The sequence below is a fragment of the Neisseria sp. HMSC065D04 genome (assembly GCF_001815675.1).
Taxonomy (GTDB): domain Bacteria; phylum Pseudomonadota; class Gammaproteobacteria; order Burkholderiales; family Neisseriaceae; genus Neisseria.
Map to the genome: position 1 here is coordinate 1 of NZ_KV821503.1, position 13,918 is coordinate 13,918.

The 13,918-nt window shown below is 53.4% G+C and carries 13 protein-coding genes; 3 read left to right on the forward strand and 10 right to left on the reverse strand.

Annotated elements, in window-relative coordinates:
* Positions 1-96 precede the first annotated feature (96 nt).
* The 9 genes from HMPREF3050_RS05400 to HMPREF3050_RS05440 form a co-directional block, all read right to left on the reverse strand.
* Positions 97-993 (reverse strand): IS3 family transposase, encoded by an 897-nt coding sequence (locus tag HMPREF3050_RS05400; protein WP_070773889.1) that lies wholly within the window; start codon positions 991-993, stop codon positions 97-99.
* Entirely contained in the window at positions 897-1,247 is a 351-nt protein-coding gene (locus HMPREF3050_RS05405; RefSeq protein WP_003756443.1) for a helix-turn-helix domain-containing protein, read from the reverse strand. Before HMPREF3050_RS05405 ends, HMPREF3050_RS05400 begins: the two co-directional genes overlap by 97 nt.
* Positions 1,248-1,360: 113 nt before the next feature.
* The gene (gene nagZ, locus HMPREF3050_RS05410; protein WP_070773891.1) at positions 1,361-2,449 is read right to left on the reverse strand and encodes a beta-N-acetylhexosaminidase; all 1,089 of its coding nucleotides are present in this window, start codon (positions 2,447-2,449) and stop codon (positions 1,361-1,363) included.
* Positions 2,450-2,519: 70 nt separating this feature from the next.
* The gene (locus tag HMPREF3050_RS05415; RefSeq protein WP_070773893.1) at positions 2,520-4,040 is read right to left on the reverse strand and encodes a Na+/H+ antiporter NhaC family protein; all 1,521 of its coding nucleotides are present in this window, start codon (positions 4,038-4,040) and stop codon (positions 2,520-2,522) included.
* A gap of 189 nt (positions 4,041-4,229) precedes the next feature.
* Positions 4,230-5,732 (reverse strand): DegQ family serine endoprotease, encoded by a 1,503-nt coding sequence (locus HMPREF3050_RS05420; protein WP_168166260.1) that lies wholly within the window; start codon positions 5,730-5,732, stop codon positions 4,230-4,232.
* Positions 5,733-5,955: 223 nt separating this feature from the next.
* A complete protein-coding gene (nth, locus tag HMPREF3050_RS05425; RefSeq protein ID WP_070773896.1) occupies positions 5,956-6,588 on the reverse strand; it encodes an endonuclease III in 633 nt (210 codons plus the stop codon).
* Positions 6,589-6,700: 112 nt separating this feature from the next.
* Positions 6,701-8,089 (reverse strand): Na+/H+ antiporter NhaC, encoded by a 1,389-nt coding sequence (nhaC, locus tag HMPREF3050_RS05430; protein WP_003758210.1) that lies wholly within the window; start codon positions 8,087-8,089, stop codon positions 6,701-6,703.
* A gap of 180 nt (positions 8,090-8,269) precedes the next feature.
* Positions 8,270-8,902: an alpha/beta fold hydrolase gene (locus HMPREF3050_RS05435; RefSeq protein ID WP_070773898.1), complete on the reverse strand. Its 633-nt coding sequence runs from the start codon at positions 8,900-8,902 to the stop codon at positions 8,270-8,272.
* A 230-nt stretch (positions 8,903-9,132) separates the two neighbouring features.
* Positions 9,133-10,356: a sugar MFS transporter gene (locus HMPREF3050_RS05440; RefSeq protein ID WP_070773900.1), complete on the reverse strand. Its 1,224-nt coding sequence runs from the start codon at positions 10,354-10,356 to the stop codon at positions 9,133-9,135.
* A 251-nt stretch (positions 10,357-10,607) separates the two neighbouring features.
* Between HMPREF3050_RS05440 and HMPREF3050_RS05445 the strand changes: the two genes are divergently transcribed.
* The 3 genes from HMPREF3050_RS05445 (at position 10,608) to HMPREF3050_RS05455 (ending at position 13,299) form a co-directional block, all read left to right on the forward strand.
* On the forward strand, positions 10,608-11,018 hold the full coding sequence (locus HMPREF3050_RS05445; RefSeq protein WP_060975330.1) for a YqaA family protein: 411 nt from the start codon (positions 10,608-10,610) through the stop codon (positions 11,016-11,018).
* A gap of 104 nt (positions 11,019-11,122) precedes the next feature.
* A complete protein-coding gene (locus HMPREF3050_RS05450; RefSeq protein WP_070773902.1) occupies positions 11,123-12,316 on the forward strand; it encodes an amino acid aminotransferase in 1,194 nt (397 codons plus the stop codon).
* A 179-nt stretch (positions 12,317-12,495) separates the two neighbouring features.
* A complete protein-coding gene (locus HMPREF3050_RS05455; protein WP_070773903.1) occupies positions 12,496-13,299 on the forward strand; it encodes a glycosyltransferase family 2 protein in 804 nt (267 codons plus the stop codon).
* Positions 13,300-13,406: 107 nt separating this feature from the next.
* Here HMPREF3050_RS05455 and HMPREF3050_RS13380 read toward each other — a convergent pair.
* On the reverse strand, positions 13,407-13,918 hold a 512-nt coding region (locus tag HMPREF3050_RS13380; protein WP_094113334.1), incomplete at its 5' end, for a DUF4189 domain-containing protein.

Genomic DNA, 13,918 nt, shown 5'->3' on the forward strand with positions numbered 1-13,918 from the left:
CGCCGTACTGGTTTAAAGTTAATCCACTATAAACGGACAAAAGGTCGTCTGAAAAATGAACTGGCCCCCAAATCTTGGACACTCATAAAAGCCTATTCAGGCGCTCTGTGCAAGCTGGGTTCTGTATGCGACAGGACTCAGCTTTTTCAATTTCAAACTGCAACGCTCCCGGTTGTAGTAATCCATATAGTCATCTATCTGCTTCATCAATTCATCTACCGTCAATTCACCTGCGTTATAGAAACACTCCGTCTTCAACACCGCAAAGAAACTCTCCATCGGCGCATTGTCCCAACAGTTCGCCTTACGCGACATGCTTTGAACCATGGAATGCTCCGCAAGCAATTCCCTATACCCCGCCGTACGGTACAGCACACCTTGGTCGGAATGAAGCATCGTTCCTTTAGCAGTCAGACGGGGGGCGGCTTTTTCGAGCATTTCCTTCACCATTTCGCTGTCGGCTCTGCGGCTCATGGCGTAGGCGATGATTTCGCGGTTGAACAGGTCCAATATCGGCGAAAGGTACAGTTTGCCGTCCTTTCCTTTGAGTTCGGTAACGTCGGTCAGCCATTTTTCGTTGGGCTTTCGGGCTTTGAACCGGCGTTTGAGGAGGTTTTCCGATATTTCGCCCATAGCGGGATGGCGGTAGGCTTTTTTCGCCCGAATGAGGGATTTCAGTTCCAACTGCTTCATCAACCGCGCCGCTTTTTTGCGGTTCCAACCCAATGCGGCGGCAATGCGCCTTTGTCCGTAGCGTCCTTTATGCCGCCGGTAGGTTTCGACGAGGAGGGCTTTGTCGGCTTCGTCGGGGTCGGGTCGGTCTTGGTGGTGGTAGTAAAAGCTGCTTTTGGGCAGGTTTGCGATGTGCAGCAGGTATTTGAGCGGGTGTTGCGCCCTCAGTGTTTGGACGGTTTGGCTTTGTCCTTTTCGGTCTGTTTTTGGCTGAGGGCTTTTAACTCCTTTAGGTAGGCGACCTCTGCGCGCATATAGCACAACTCTTCGATAAGCTCTGCCTGTGTTTTTTCTTGGTCGGGTTTATCTGCGATGAAGGGGTTTTTGCGGTGTTGGGGCATGGTTTTGGATTGGGGATGTTCGAGTGCGCCGATACCGCCTTCTTGATAGGCGCGTATCCATCGTCTCAGGTGGGTTCGGGAAATGCCGTAGTGGTCTGCGGTACGCTGCTGGCTGCGTATATGCAGGTAGTGGAGTACGGCTTGGTATTTGAAGTGTAATGTATATTTGCTCATAAAAAAACTGCACCTTGTGAGTTGGAGGGGATGTCCAACTTTTGGGGTGCAGTTCAAAAGCCAAATTCAGCTTTTCAGACGACCTTCTTTCATGTTTTCTAAATCAAACGCCTTTAAAACGCTTCGCCGACTTTCACGCCGCCGGCGGTGTCTTTAGGCGTGGCAAGTTGCGCGGTCATGGCTTGGGCGGCTTGGAAATCGGGCGTCTGCATCACGGCTTGGGCGGCTTCCTTGCCCAATGTGTTCGCCATGTATTGCCAGCGGTTTGCCAAATAGGGATTGACGGGGATTTGGAAGCCGTCGCGCAGTTCGTCCACGAGGTCGGGACGGTTGCAGACGAGGACGATGTCGCAGCCTGCTGTAAAGGAAGCGTTTGCACGTTCTTTGATGCCGCCCGCTGCGCCTGCGCCTTCCATAGTGAGGTCGTCTGAAAAGATAACGCCTTTAAATCCGATGTCTTGGCGCAGGATTTGTTTGAGCCATTTTTCGGAGAAACCGGCGGGCTTGCCGTCAATTTGCGGGTAAACGACGTGGGCGGGCATGACCGCCGCCATGCCTGCGCTGCTTAAGGCGCGGAACGGAATCATGTCGGCGGCTTCGAGTTCGGCAAGGCTGCGCGTGTCTTCGGGTTGCACCAAATGGCTGTCGCCTTCGACGAATCCGTGTCCGGGGAAATGTTTGCCGCAGGATTTCATGCCGCCTCGATTCAGACCTTTTTGCAGGGCAAGGGCGAGCTGGGTTACGGTGTCGGCGTTGTGGTGGAAACTGCGGTTGCCGATGACGGGACATGTTCCCCAGTCGAGGTCGAGGACGGGCGTGAAGGAGAGGTCTATGCCGCAGGCGGTCAGCTCCGTCGCCAATACCCAGCCGACCTGCTCGGCTTTTTCTTTGGCGGCGGCTTCGCCTTCGGCGTCCCAAATCTGCCCTAAAGTGTTCATGGCGGGTAGTCGGGTGAAGCCTTCGATGAAGCGTTGCACCCTGCCGCCTTCGTGATCGACGGCGATGATGAGTTCAGGCGTGCGCAGTGCTTTGATTTCTTGAACCAGGGCTTTGAGCTGCCCGACGCTTTGGAAGTTGCGGCGGAACAGAATCACGCCGCCGATAGACGGGTCGAGCAAGCGTTGTTTTTCTTCTTCGGTCAGACAGTAGGCGGCGACGTCTGCCATAACGGGGCCGCGCGGGATGGAATGGGGAGCGTTCATTTTTGGATTCCTTAAAATGTTTTCAGACGACCTTAAAGTATCGAAGGTCGTCTGAAAACGGGAAAACACATCAGGCAGCTTTGCCTTTTTTGTCTTTCAGTATGAAGATGAGGGCGGTCATGACGACGCCGGTGGCAAAAAAGCCCAGCCAAGCCGATTGCGTCATACCCAACACGAGGTAGCCTGCCGCTGCCGCGCCTGCGACGGTCAGGGCGTAAGGCAGTTGCGATGTAACGTGGTCGATGTGGTTGCAATGCGCGCCGGTGGAAGACAGGATGGTGGTGTCGGAAATGGGCGAACAGTGGTCGCCGCACACCGCGCCAGCCATCACGGCGGACATACACGGGATAACCAACGATGCATCGACTTTAACCGCCATCGCGGCGGCAATCGGCAGCATAATGCCGAACGTGCCCCAGCTTGTGCCTGTGGCGAACGCCATCACGCTGGCAAGCAGGAAGAGGATGACGGGCAGGAAGCCGGGATGGATGTTATCTGCAACCAGCGTGGAGAGGTAGTCGCCGGTGTGCATTTCGCTGACGACGGTGCTGATGAGCCAGGCAAGAATCAGGATGGTAATCGCGCCGAACATCGAAGATATGCCCTGACGGACGGCTTTGGGATAGTCGGCGGCCTTGATGGTGCCGAGCGTGCAGAGGACGACGGCGAGTACGCCGCAAGTACCGCCGAACACCAGCGAGGTATTTACATCGGTATTTTCAAACGCGCCCAAAATGCTGAAAGTTTCGCTTGCCTGCGCGCCTGTGTAAATCATGGCGGAAACGGTGGATGCGATCAACACCAAAACAGGGATAATCAGCGCGTAAACCCTGCCTTTAGGGCCGTCAAAGCCGGCGGATTCGTCATGGGTTTCCTGCAATGCCGCTTTTTCAAGGCGCGCCATCGAGCCGATGTCGAAAGAAAACCAAGCGACGACAAACACCATGACCAGGGCGAACAGGGCGTAATAATTCATCAGGCTCATGGCGACGAACACACCCATCGGCGTGTATCCGGTGATGTGGTAGGTAACGAGCAGACCTGCCAGCGTGGCGATAATCGATGCGCCCCAGCTTGAAACCGGCATCAGTACGCACATCGGCGCAGCGGTAGAGTCAAGGATATACGCCAGTTTGGCGCGGGAAACTTTGAATTTGTCGGTAACGGGGCGGGCAATCGCGCCGACGGCGAGACTGTGGAAATAGTCGTCGATAAAGGTAACGAATACGAGACAGGCAGTCAGCATTTTTGCGCCGCGCCGCCCTTTGATGTGTTGCTTCGCCCAATCGGCAAACGCCTGATTGCTGCCCGAAAAGGTTAAAAGAGAAGTGAAAATACCGAGCAACAACAAGAAAATCAGGATTTTAGGTTTTCCCAGCGACCAATCGCCGTCTGCCCAAGCCAGTCCGACCACCATGTCTTTCAGGTGTGTCAGTCCGTCAATCGGGCTGCCGCCGACCAAAAAGGCAACGCCGACCAAGATACCGATGCCCAAAGACAGCAGCACGCGGCGGGTGATGACGGCAAGCGCCAATGCCAAAAACGGCGGCACGACGGATAAAAACGAATGTGAATAATCAATCAGGTGCATAATATTTTTATTAATAGGAAGTCAATCGGAGCGGAACGTTTTCAGACGACCTTTGAATGCGATTGTTGACAAAGCCAAAAGAGCAAAACCATCAAAAAACAAACAAATCAATCAGTTGCTAAAATTACAAAATACCCGCCACCTTAGGATGGCGGGTATTCTATCATTGAATGGCGCTTGCGTTGCACCTTATTGCAGGGTCAGGGCGAGGAAAAGCGTATTGCCGTCGCGCTGAACCAGCAGCGGCACATTTTTGCCCGCACCTGCCAACGCGCTGCGGAAGCTTGATTCGTCGTTGACGCTGATTTGGCTGACGGCGAGGATTTCGTCGCCGCGTTTGAGTCCGGCTCGTTCCGCCGCGCCGCTGACGCGGGAAACAATCAGGCGGCTTTTGCCTGCACCTTCATCGACGCGCAGGGTCAGTCCCGTATTATCGACGGTAAAGCCGTCCGCCGGATTTGCCTGCTGCGGCTGCTCGGTAGCGCGAGAAGACGTTTCGTTCTGCTCCGCCATGCTGCCGAGTTTGACTTTCACATTAATCTTCTCGCCTTTGCGCCATACTTCCAGCGAAACTTCCTTACCCGGCAGCATCGAGCCGACCATGACCGGCAAATCGCTGGACACGCGCACTTCTTCGCCGTTGACGCTGCGAACGATGTCGCCCACTTGCAATCCTGCCTGCATGGCAGGGCTGTTCGGCATCACTTTGGCAATCAACGCGCCGCTGGCTTTATCCAAGCCGAACGATTTCGCCAGATCGTAAGATACTTCCTGAATAATCACGCCCAACTGACCGCGCTGAACCTTACCGCTGGTTTTCAACTGCTCGGCAACGTTCATCGCCACATCAATCGGAATCGCGAAGGAAATGCCCATAAATCCGCCGCTGCGGCTGTAAATTTGGGAGTTGATGCCGACCACCTGACCTTTCAGGTTAAACAGCGGGCCGCCGGAGTTACCCGGATTGATGGCAACGTCGGTTTGGATGAAAGGCGTGTAGCTTTCGTTCGGCAGGCTGCGTCCTTTGGCGGACACGATGCCTGAAGTAACGCTGTTGTCAAAGCCGAACGGCGCACCGATGGCGGCAACCCATTCGCCCGGTTTCAAATCTTTCGGATTGCCGATTTTGACGACGGGCAATTCTTCCGAAGCGTCAATCTTCAGCAGCGCGACATCGGATTGCGTATCCGATCCGATCAGCTTGGCGGTGTATTCGCGTTTGTCGTTGAGCAGGACTTTGATATTGCCCATGCCGGCAACGACGTGGGTATTGGTCAGGATATAGCCGTCTTTACTGATGATGAAGCCGGAGCCGAAGTTCAAATCCTCGTCGGCAGATTGGTCTTCCGGCATATCGGGCATATTCGGGACAAGGCGTTTGAAAAACTCGTAAAACGGGTCGTTGTCAGGGAATTGGCTTAAATCCATGCCCTGCTCTTCAGACTGCCCGCTGCCTGCGGAGCGTCTCGCGGGAGAAGCTTGGATATTGACCACCGCCTGGCCTTCGTTTTGCACCAATTGTGCGAAATCGGGCAGCAGCATGCCGACGCTGCCGTTATCTTTGGAAGGTTCGATTCTTTGTACGAATTCTTCGCTTTTACTGTCGCCGCCGAAGAAGCTGCTGATTTTGTCACAGCCGCCCAAGGCCAGCGCAGAAGCCGTTACCAAAGCAAAGTATCTGTATTTGTTCATTTTTTCGCGCACCGCGTTTCCTTTTCCGAATAACGGATTGTGTTCTTGCATCTTAAAAACAGGGGGGTCGTCTGAAACTTTTATCGTTTTCCAACCCGATAAGGTCGAATTTTACCTTTTGCCCATATTTTTTCAAGCATTTCATTTTAAATAAAAAAATGCCGTCAGAAATTTTAACCTGATAGAAAGGTTGTTTTGTTGATTGTTTACAATTTATCAATGTTTACATCAACTTCGCGTCATACTCGCACAAATCATTAATGATGCACTTCCCGCATTGCGGCTTCTGCGCCTTGCAGGTGTAGCGTCCGTGCAGAATCAACCAATGGTGCGCATCCATCAAAAACTCTTTCGGCACAAAGCGCATCAGCTTGTCTTCCACCTCGCGCACATCCTTGCCCGGCGCGATTTTGGTACGGTTGGACACCCTGAAGATATGCGTATCAACCGCCATGACGGGATGGCCGAACGCCGTGTTCAACACCACGTTTGCCGTCTTGCGCCCCACGCCCGGCAACGATTCCAAAGCCTCGCGGTCTTCCGGCACTTCGCCGTTGTATTTTTCCAGCAGGATGCGGCAAGTCTGCATGATGTGTTTGGACTTGGTTTTATAAAGCCCGATGGTTTTCGTGTATTCCATTACGCCGTCCAAACCCAAATCCAACATCGCCTGCGGCGTATTGGCAACCGGAAACAGCTTTGCCGTCGCCTTATTCACGCCCACGTCGGTCGCCTGAGCCGACAGCAAAACGGCAATCAAAAGCTCGAAGGGGGAATTGAAATGAAGCTCGGTGGTCGGATGGGGATTGGCAGCGCGGAAACGCTCGAAAATTTCTTGGCGGATCTGTTTGTTCATGGGGGTACGGGTAGGATTTGTGTGTGTCTTTATCGTTTGCCCGATTATAACGCAAAAGGTCGTCTGAAAACCTATGCCGAAGGTTTTCAGACGACCTTTCTATCCCGCTGCTTTACGCGGTTTCTTTCTTGCTCAACGTCAGACCTGTCCAGCCGAACAGCAGCGTCAAAATCAGGCTCAGATAGCAGAAGAAGGCATAAGGCAGGTATTCCCAAACGGGTACGCCGAGGGCGTGGCTGATGAACACGCCGCAGACGCTCCACGGAACGAGCGGATTGATGACCGTACCCGCGTCTTCCAGCGTGCGCGAAAGGTTGCGCGAATGCAGTCCGAGCTTGTCGTACACGGGTTTGAAGGTTTCGCCGGAAAGCAAAATACTCAAATATTGTTCGCCGATGAGGAAATTGACGCCGACCGAAGTGGCGGCAACGCTGAAGGTGGCACGTCCGGCGGTAGTCAGGAACGCGCGGATGGCGTCCAACAGCGACGGAATCACGCCGAGCGTAAACAATAATCCGCCCAAACTCATACCGAGAATCACGATGGTTTGCGTGAAGAACATGCTTTCCAAACCGCCGCGCGAAATGAGTTTGGCGATGTCTTGAAACGCTTCGCCTTCGAGTTTGTAGCCGCCGTAAAACCATGCGCCGAGCTGGTTCAAGTCGGGCGTGCTGTGGAAATAAGTTACCGCAAGCGCGGCGAGGATGGTAAAGAGCATGGCGACAACGGCGTTAATGCGCAACAGCGCCAACACGACCAACAGCGCAAACGGAATCAGCGAATAGCCGTGCACCAAGCCCGTCGCTTCGAGCTGGCTGCGGAAGGATTCGACACTGTTCAAATCGTGGGCGGCAACATTGGGCAAGAGCCACAGCATCAATGCCGCGCTGATGAGCCACGCAGGAATGGTGGTGTACATCATGTTTTTGATGTGCTCGAACAAATCAATGCCGACGATGGAGGCGGAAATGCCCGTGGTATCTGAGAGCGGGGACATTTTGTCGCCGAAGAACGCGCCGGAAACAATCGCGCCCGCCGTCATCGCCAAATCGGCATGAAACGCCGCCGCCATGCCCATAAAGGCAACGCCGACGGTGGCGCAAGTGGTCAAACTGCTGCCAATGGATACGCCGATGACGGAACAGAGCGCAAAGGCGGAGAAATAGAAATAAGTGGGGGAAATCAGCCCGAAACCGTAATACATCAGCGTCGGAATCGCGCCGCTCATCATCAGCGCGCTGACCATCAGTCCGATGAAGAAAAACAGGTAAATCGCGCCCATGCCCTGCCCCACCGCGCCGACCATGCCTTTTTGCATATCGTTATATTTCAACCCGCGCGCGAGACCGTAAAGGATGAGGACGGTAATGGCGGCAATGATGGACATATGGGGCAGCCAGCCCAGCGAAATGATGGTGTAACCCATCGCCCCGATTAACGCCGCAACGACGGCAAGGGCTTCTTTGCGCGGCATATCGAGCAGTGATTTGAATGCAAACATATTGCTTTGCCTGTTTTGTATGTATTTAACGAAGTTTAGCACACGGGGTCGTCTGAAAAACCGCTTTTCAGACGACCCCGTGATTTTTTATGAATGTAATAACGGATTTTAGTTGATGCGATATGGTTTTAAATTTGATTTTTTGAAATAAAATATCCTTATTTTCAAAATAAAGACGTATTATTTCTTTTTATTATGATTAAACTGCCCCTCGCGCAAAAATGTTGCGGTCTGCTCGGCGGTAATGTGTTTAAACAGCATACCGCTGTGGCTGACGGGTAAGATAACGTGGTCGCGCATATTCGGACAGCGGGTTTCGCTGACCAAAACCGTACCGTCGTGTTCGCCGTGCAAGCCCAATACGCGCCCCAGCCCGAGCGGCTTGTTGCCGGCGATGCTGCCCAATTCGATATGTTCGGGCAAATCGGGCGTGCCGCCGTCAAGCGCATCGCGATAAGCGCCGCCGAGTACGGGGGTTTTCAATCCGAGCCGGAACACCCTTTGCGCAGCCCGGCTGCCTTGGTGGGGCGTGCCGAAGGTAACGATGCGGCCGGTAATTTTTTCGGGATGGGCGGCGGCAAAGTGGCGCAACACCAGCCCGCCCAGACTATGTCCGGCAAAATGCAGAGGCTCGCCCGTATCGTGTTTTTCAACAAATTCCGCCAATGCCTGCGTGTGCTGCGGCATGGTGTGCCAGACGCTGTAATAACCGAACAGGGCAACGTCAAAGCCCTGCTTTGCCAGCATATCCGCTAAAGGTTTCATCACCCAAGAGTGCATGTGCAGTCCGTGTAATAAGATGATTTTCGACATGAGGGCCTCCTGTATTTTTGCCGCTAGCATTATGCCATAAGTCAGTCAGACCGTATTGCGGACGCATTTTGTCTTTTGAAAACGGGCTTAAGCTCCGGTTAAAATCTGTTGCCGTATTTTCAGACGACCTCGGTTTGAACGGATCAGGTTTAAAAGTCCGCCGCAAAGCAAAAAAATCGTCTGAAAACCTGATTTCCAAGTTTTCAGACGACCTTTTATCCAGTCAACGCTTACTCGTCGGCTTTATAACCTTTAAGCGCAAAGAAGACGATGTAGAGGTAGCACACGGCAGGTGCAACATAAGAAATCATCATACCGAAATCATCAGCAATCTTACCTTGCAAAACAGGAATCAGCGCGCCGCCAACGATGGCGGTACAAAGAATACCCGAAGCAGAATTGGTGAATTTACCGAGGTTTTTGGTTGCCAGCGAGAAGATGGTCGGGAACATGATGGAGTTGAAAAAACCGATGGCAATCAACGCCCACATGGCGATGTCGGCATTGCCTTTACCAACCATGATGGCAATGACGAGCAAGGCAGTGGCAACTGAGGCATTAAAGGCAAGGTAGCGGTTCGGCGCGACTCGAGCCATCACCGCCGAACCGAGGAAGCGTCCGACCATGGCACCGCCCCAGTATAACGCCAGCATGTCTGCAGCTTTGGCATGATTCAATCCTTTCAGAAAGCCCAAAATATTGACCATGAAAGAGCCGATGGATACTTCCGCACCAACGTAGCAGAAAATGCCGACCACACCGAGAATAAGGTGTTTGTATTGCCACACGCTGCTTTTGCCGTCGTGATTGTGTTCGCTTTCCTCAACGGCAATTTTGCGCGCATCGGGCAGACGGATCATTTTTACGAAAACGGCGAGGAGGATCAAAAATCCCGCCAAACCCAAATAAGGGATTTGGACGGAGGCGATTTGCTCGGCTTTGCTGGCTTTCTGAGCCGCATCGGCAAAAATGAGATATGAACCGATTTTCGGAGCAATCGTCGTACCCAATGAATTGAATGCCTGCACCAAAGTCAATGTCACTGACTCTTTGCCCGGTTTCGCCAGCAGGGTCACATACGGATTACCCGCAACCTGCAACAGGGTGACGCCTGAAGCAAGAATGAAAAGCGCGCCCAAGAAAGTCGGGTAAGATAGGCTTTCTGCGGCGGGATAAAACAACAAGCATCCGACGGCGGTCAGCAAAAAGCCGCCGATGACGCCGTTTTTATAGCCGATTTTACCGACGAGATGACCCATCGGAATTGACATGATGGCATAGGCGGTAAAGAAGCAGAACTGAACCAGCATCGCCTGAACATTGGTCAGCGTGAAAATGTCTTTCAGATGCGGAATCAAGATGTCGTTCATGCAGGTGATGAAACCCATCATGAAGAAGAGCGTGGTCAGGACGACCAGCGCGGGGTTATGGTTTTGTTGTGATGGCGTAGACATGATTTGCCTTTCGATTTATTGGAATTGACCGTATAAACAGTTAATATCCGTTAATAACGGGCTGAATCATACTGGCTTTTGCCATTCTTGCAAACACTGAAAACACGCCGACTACATAGAGTTTCAGCAAGATTCTGTCCGATAACGCATTTTTATAGACAGAATCCGTCTGAATTTTACAATTAACCTACCCGCAAACGACTTAAAATCTTATTTCAGACGACCTTTGACCTGACGCAAACTTATCCGCCATGCCCCTCATTTACGCCTATCTCGGACTCGCCGCCTCCGCCTTTACCTCCGCCACCATCCTGCCCGGCACGTCCGAAGCCGCCTTCGCCGCGTTTATCTACACCTATCCCGAACAGGCATACGGCGCGTGGTTGTGCGCCGGACTAGCAAACGGCTTGGGCAGCATGGTTTCCTATTGGATGGGGCGGCTGATTCCGTCCAAAAAAAGGTCGTCTGAAAAGACCCTGCGCCTGCTCCAACGCTGGGGCACCCTGCCCCTTTTGTTTGCCTGGCTGCCCGTCATCGGCGACGCGCTGCCCATTGCCGCAGGCTGGCTCAGGCTCAATCCCTACACCTCCGCACTCATGCTCCTGACCGGAAAAATCCTGCGCTACGGCATCATCCTCGCCGGTATCAAAGGCATGATGTAAACCATTTGCGCAAAACCTGCCGCATTCATTTTCAGACGACCTGAAACAGCGTAAAATCCCAAAGGAAATATCCCGTCCCTTCATTTTTTTCAAAGCGAGAAATCATGTTCTTCAAGCACATCGAAGCCGCCCCCGCCGACCCCATCTTAGGCTTGGGCGAAGCATTCAAAGCCGAAACCCGTCCCGAAAAAGTCAACCTCGGCATCGGCGTTTATAAAGACGCATCCGGCGCGACCCCCATCGTCAAAGCCGTCAAAGAAGCCGAAAAACGCCTGCTCGAGAGCGAAACCACCAAAAACTACCTCACCATCGACGGCGTTGCCGACTACAACGAGCAAACCCAAATCCTCCTCTTTGGCGCAGACCACGAAATCATCACCAGCCGCCGCGCCAAAACCGCCCAAAGCCTCGGCGGCACAGGCGCGTTGCGTATTGCCGCCGAGTTCGCCAAACGCCAGTTGAACGCACAAACCGTCTGGATTTCCAACCCCACCTGGCCCAACCACAACGCCATCTTCAAAGCCGTCGGCATCCAAGACAAACCCTACCGCTACTACGATGCCGCCAAACACGGCCTAGACTGGGACGGCATGATTGAAGACCTGAACCAAGCGCAAAAAGGCGACGTCGTCCTCTTGCACGGCTGCTGCCACAACCCCACCGGCATCGACCCCACGCCCGAACAATGGGAAACCCTCGCCAAACTCTCTGCCGAAAAAGGCTGGCTGCCCCTGTTTGACTTCGCCTATCAAGGCTTCGGCAACGGACTCGAAGAAGACGCATACGGCTTGCGCACCTTCTTGAAATACAACAAAGAATTGCTCATCGCCAGCTCCTATTCCAAAAACTTCGGCATGTACAACGAACGCGTCGGCGCATTCACCTTAGTCGCAGAAGACGAAGCAACCGCCGCCCGCGCCCACAGCCAAGTCAAAACCATCATCCGTACCCTCTACTCCAATCCCGCCTCCCACGGCGCGAACACCATCGCCCTAGTGTTGAAAGACGCGGATTTGAAAGCCCGATGGATTGCCGAACTCGACGAAATGCGCGGCCGCATCAAAGCCATGCGCCAAAAATTCGTCGAACTGCTCAAAGCCAAAGGCGCAGCTCAGGACTTCGACTTCATCATCGAACAAAACGGCATGTTCTCCTTCAGCGGCCTCACGCCCGAACAAGTCGACCGCCTGAAAAACGAATTCGCCATCTACGCCGTGCGCTCCGGCCGCATCAACGTCGCCGGCATTACCGATGACAACATCGACTACCTGTGCGAAAGCATCGTGAAAGTGTTGTAATCCGCATCAGGCAATACCAAAAGGTCGTCTGAAAACCTAAATACCGTTTTCAGACGACCTTTCCCACCACTTAACGCAACACCCTTTCGGCTTATCCCCGAATTTCAACATCACCCCGCTGCCTCCGCATCGCCCGCAGCGGCCTTTCAACATCAACACACGCCCCAAAGCATCACATTATGAGACCCACACTAGACGTCATCATCCCCTGCTACAACTCCGCCACCACCCTTCAGGCGGCTGTCGAAAGCGCCGTTTCCCAACCCGCCGTCGAAAACGTCTGGCTGGTTGACGATGCCTCCTTCGACGACACACGCCTCATCATGAGCGACCTCGCCGCCATCCATCCCAAAGTCCGCTGCGAATACATGCTCGAAAACGGCGGCGCAGCCAAAGCCCGCAACTGGGGCGCCATGCAAAGCCAAGCCGATTTCATCGCCTTCCTCGATGCCGACGACGTCTATGAAAACAACGTCCTCAACGCCGCCTACCTCGGTTTGGAAGCCTATTCCTACCTCAGCCTGGTCCGCCTCAAACTGCGCCCGATCGGCTTTCCCGAACACTACCTCAACCACCCGCAATTTCCCACCGCATGGGAACGGCTGCAAATGACTGTCGGCGGCAACACCGTATTCCGCCGCAGCATCTTTCTCGCCTGCGGCGGCTTTCCGCAAGACGAACTCTTCCGAATCTTCGGCGGCGAAGATGCCGCACTCGGCATCGCCCTGACCCGCAACAGCGTCGTCGGCTACCTCTTTGAAGAACGCGATCCCGCCGTCAGACACAACTACCGCCCCGGCATCCACGCCGAGCGCCTGCTCGATGCCGAACTTTTCGGCAAAACCGTTCCCGGTCTGACCATAGACCACCAAAACGAAGCCGAAGCCGTCACCCGCCGCATCGGCCGCCGCCTTCAAGAAGTCAAAGCACACTCAACCTTTGAAGAAGCCGGCACCATGCCGCTCTACCCCGAGTACGAATAAGCGGGCATAAGCGCAAAGCCCTGCCCGAACGGTTGCATTACATTGCTTAAAGCAAAAAGGTCGTCTGAAATTTTGTTTTCAGACGACCTTTATTCATAGTACGAAATTTAGGGTAGAGAACATGTCTCGGGAACAATAATCTGACATTCGGAGGCTTTGGCTTTATTACAATGATTTATCGCAAGACGCTCAGCCTCGCCACGCTCACCTATCCCATTAAACAACTGAAATTTTGATGATTTCTTACCCGAAGCAGCGGCAATACAGCCGTTTCTGACCCAGCCATTATCCCGACAAGGAGCATATCGCCCATTGCTTTCACATAGTCTAATTGCTTCACGCTTAGCTTCAGCAATCGAAGACATATTGGACGATGCAGCGACAGCACCCGCTTTCTCATTAATGGCAATAGCCCCAAATTTAGAAGGAACTTTCACGTCGTGGTAGATAATTTTCTTTGGAGGCGGAGTACTGTTGCCTGATTTGGGAGGCGGCACATTGTATAAAATTTGCCGACCGCTTCCGTCTATGATACGGCAGGTTCCCGTGGCAGCTTGGTATTCTCCGCCACATCCATTGGCGTAAACATTAAAACTTACCAAGCCCAATGCGATTAAAA

Bases quoted from the DNA above. Each gene is read 5' to 3' on its own strand.
- HMPREF3050_RS05405 (WP_003756443.1), bottom strand. From the start codon at position 1,247: ATGAGCAAATATACATTACACTTCAAATACCAAGCCGTACTCCACTAC.
- nagZ (WP_070773891.1), bottom strand. From the start codon at position 2,449: ATGAACGCTCCCCATTCCATCCCGCGCGGCCCCGTTATGGCAGACGTC.
- HMPREF3050_RS05415 (WP_070773893.1), bottom strand. From the start codon at position 4,040: ATGCACCTGATTGATTATTCACATTCGTTTTTATCCGTCGTGCCGCCG.
- HMPREF3050_RS05420 (WP_168166260.1), bottom strand. From the start codon at position 5,732: ATGAACAAATACAGATACTTTGCTTTGGTAACGGCTTCTGCGCTGGCC.
- nth (WP_070773896.1), bottom strand. From the start codon at position 6,588: ATGAACAAACAGATCCGCCAAGAAATTTTCGAGCGTTTCCGCGCTGCC.
- nhaC (WP_003758210.1), bottom strand. From the start codon at position 8,089: ATGTTTGCATTCAAATCACTGCTCGATATGCCGCGCAAAGAAGCCCTT.
- HMPREF3050_RS05435 (WP_070773898.1), bottom strand. From the start codon at position 8,902: ATGTCGAAAATCATCTTATTACACGGACTGCACATGCACTCTTGGGTG.
- HMPREF3050_RS05440 (WP_070773900.1), bottom strand. From the start codon at position 10,356: ATGTCTACGCCATCACAACAAAACCATAACCCCGCGCTGGTCGTCCTG.
- HMPREF3050_RS05445 (WP_060975330.1), top strand. From the start codon at position 10,608: ATGCCCCTCATTTACGCCTATCTCGGACTCGCCGCCTCCGCCTTTACC.
- HMPREF3050_RS05450 (WP_070773902.1), top strand. From the start codon at position 11,123: ATGTTCTTCAAGCACATCGAAGCCGCCCCCGCCGACCCCATCTTAGGC.
- HMPREF3050_RS05455 (WP_070773903.1), top strand. From the start codon at position 12,496: ATGAGACCCACACTAGACGTCATCATCCCCTGCTACAACTCCGCCACC.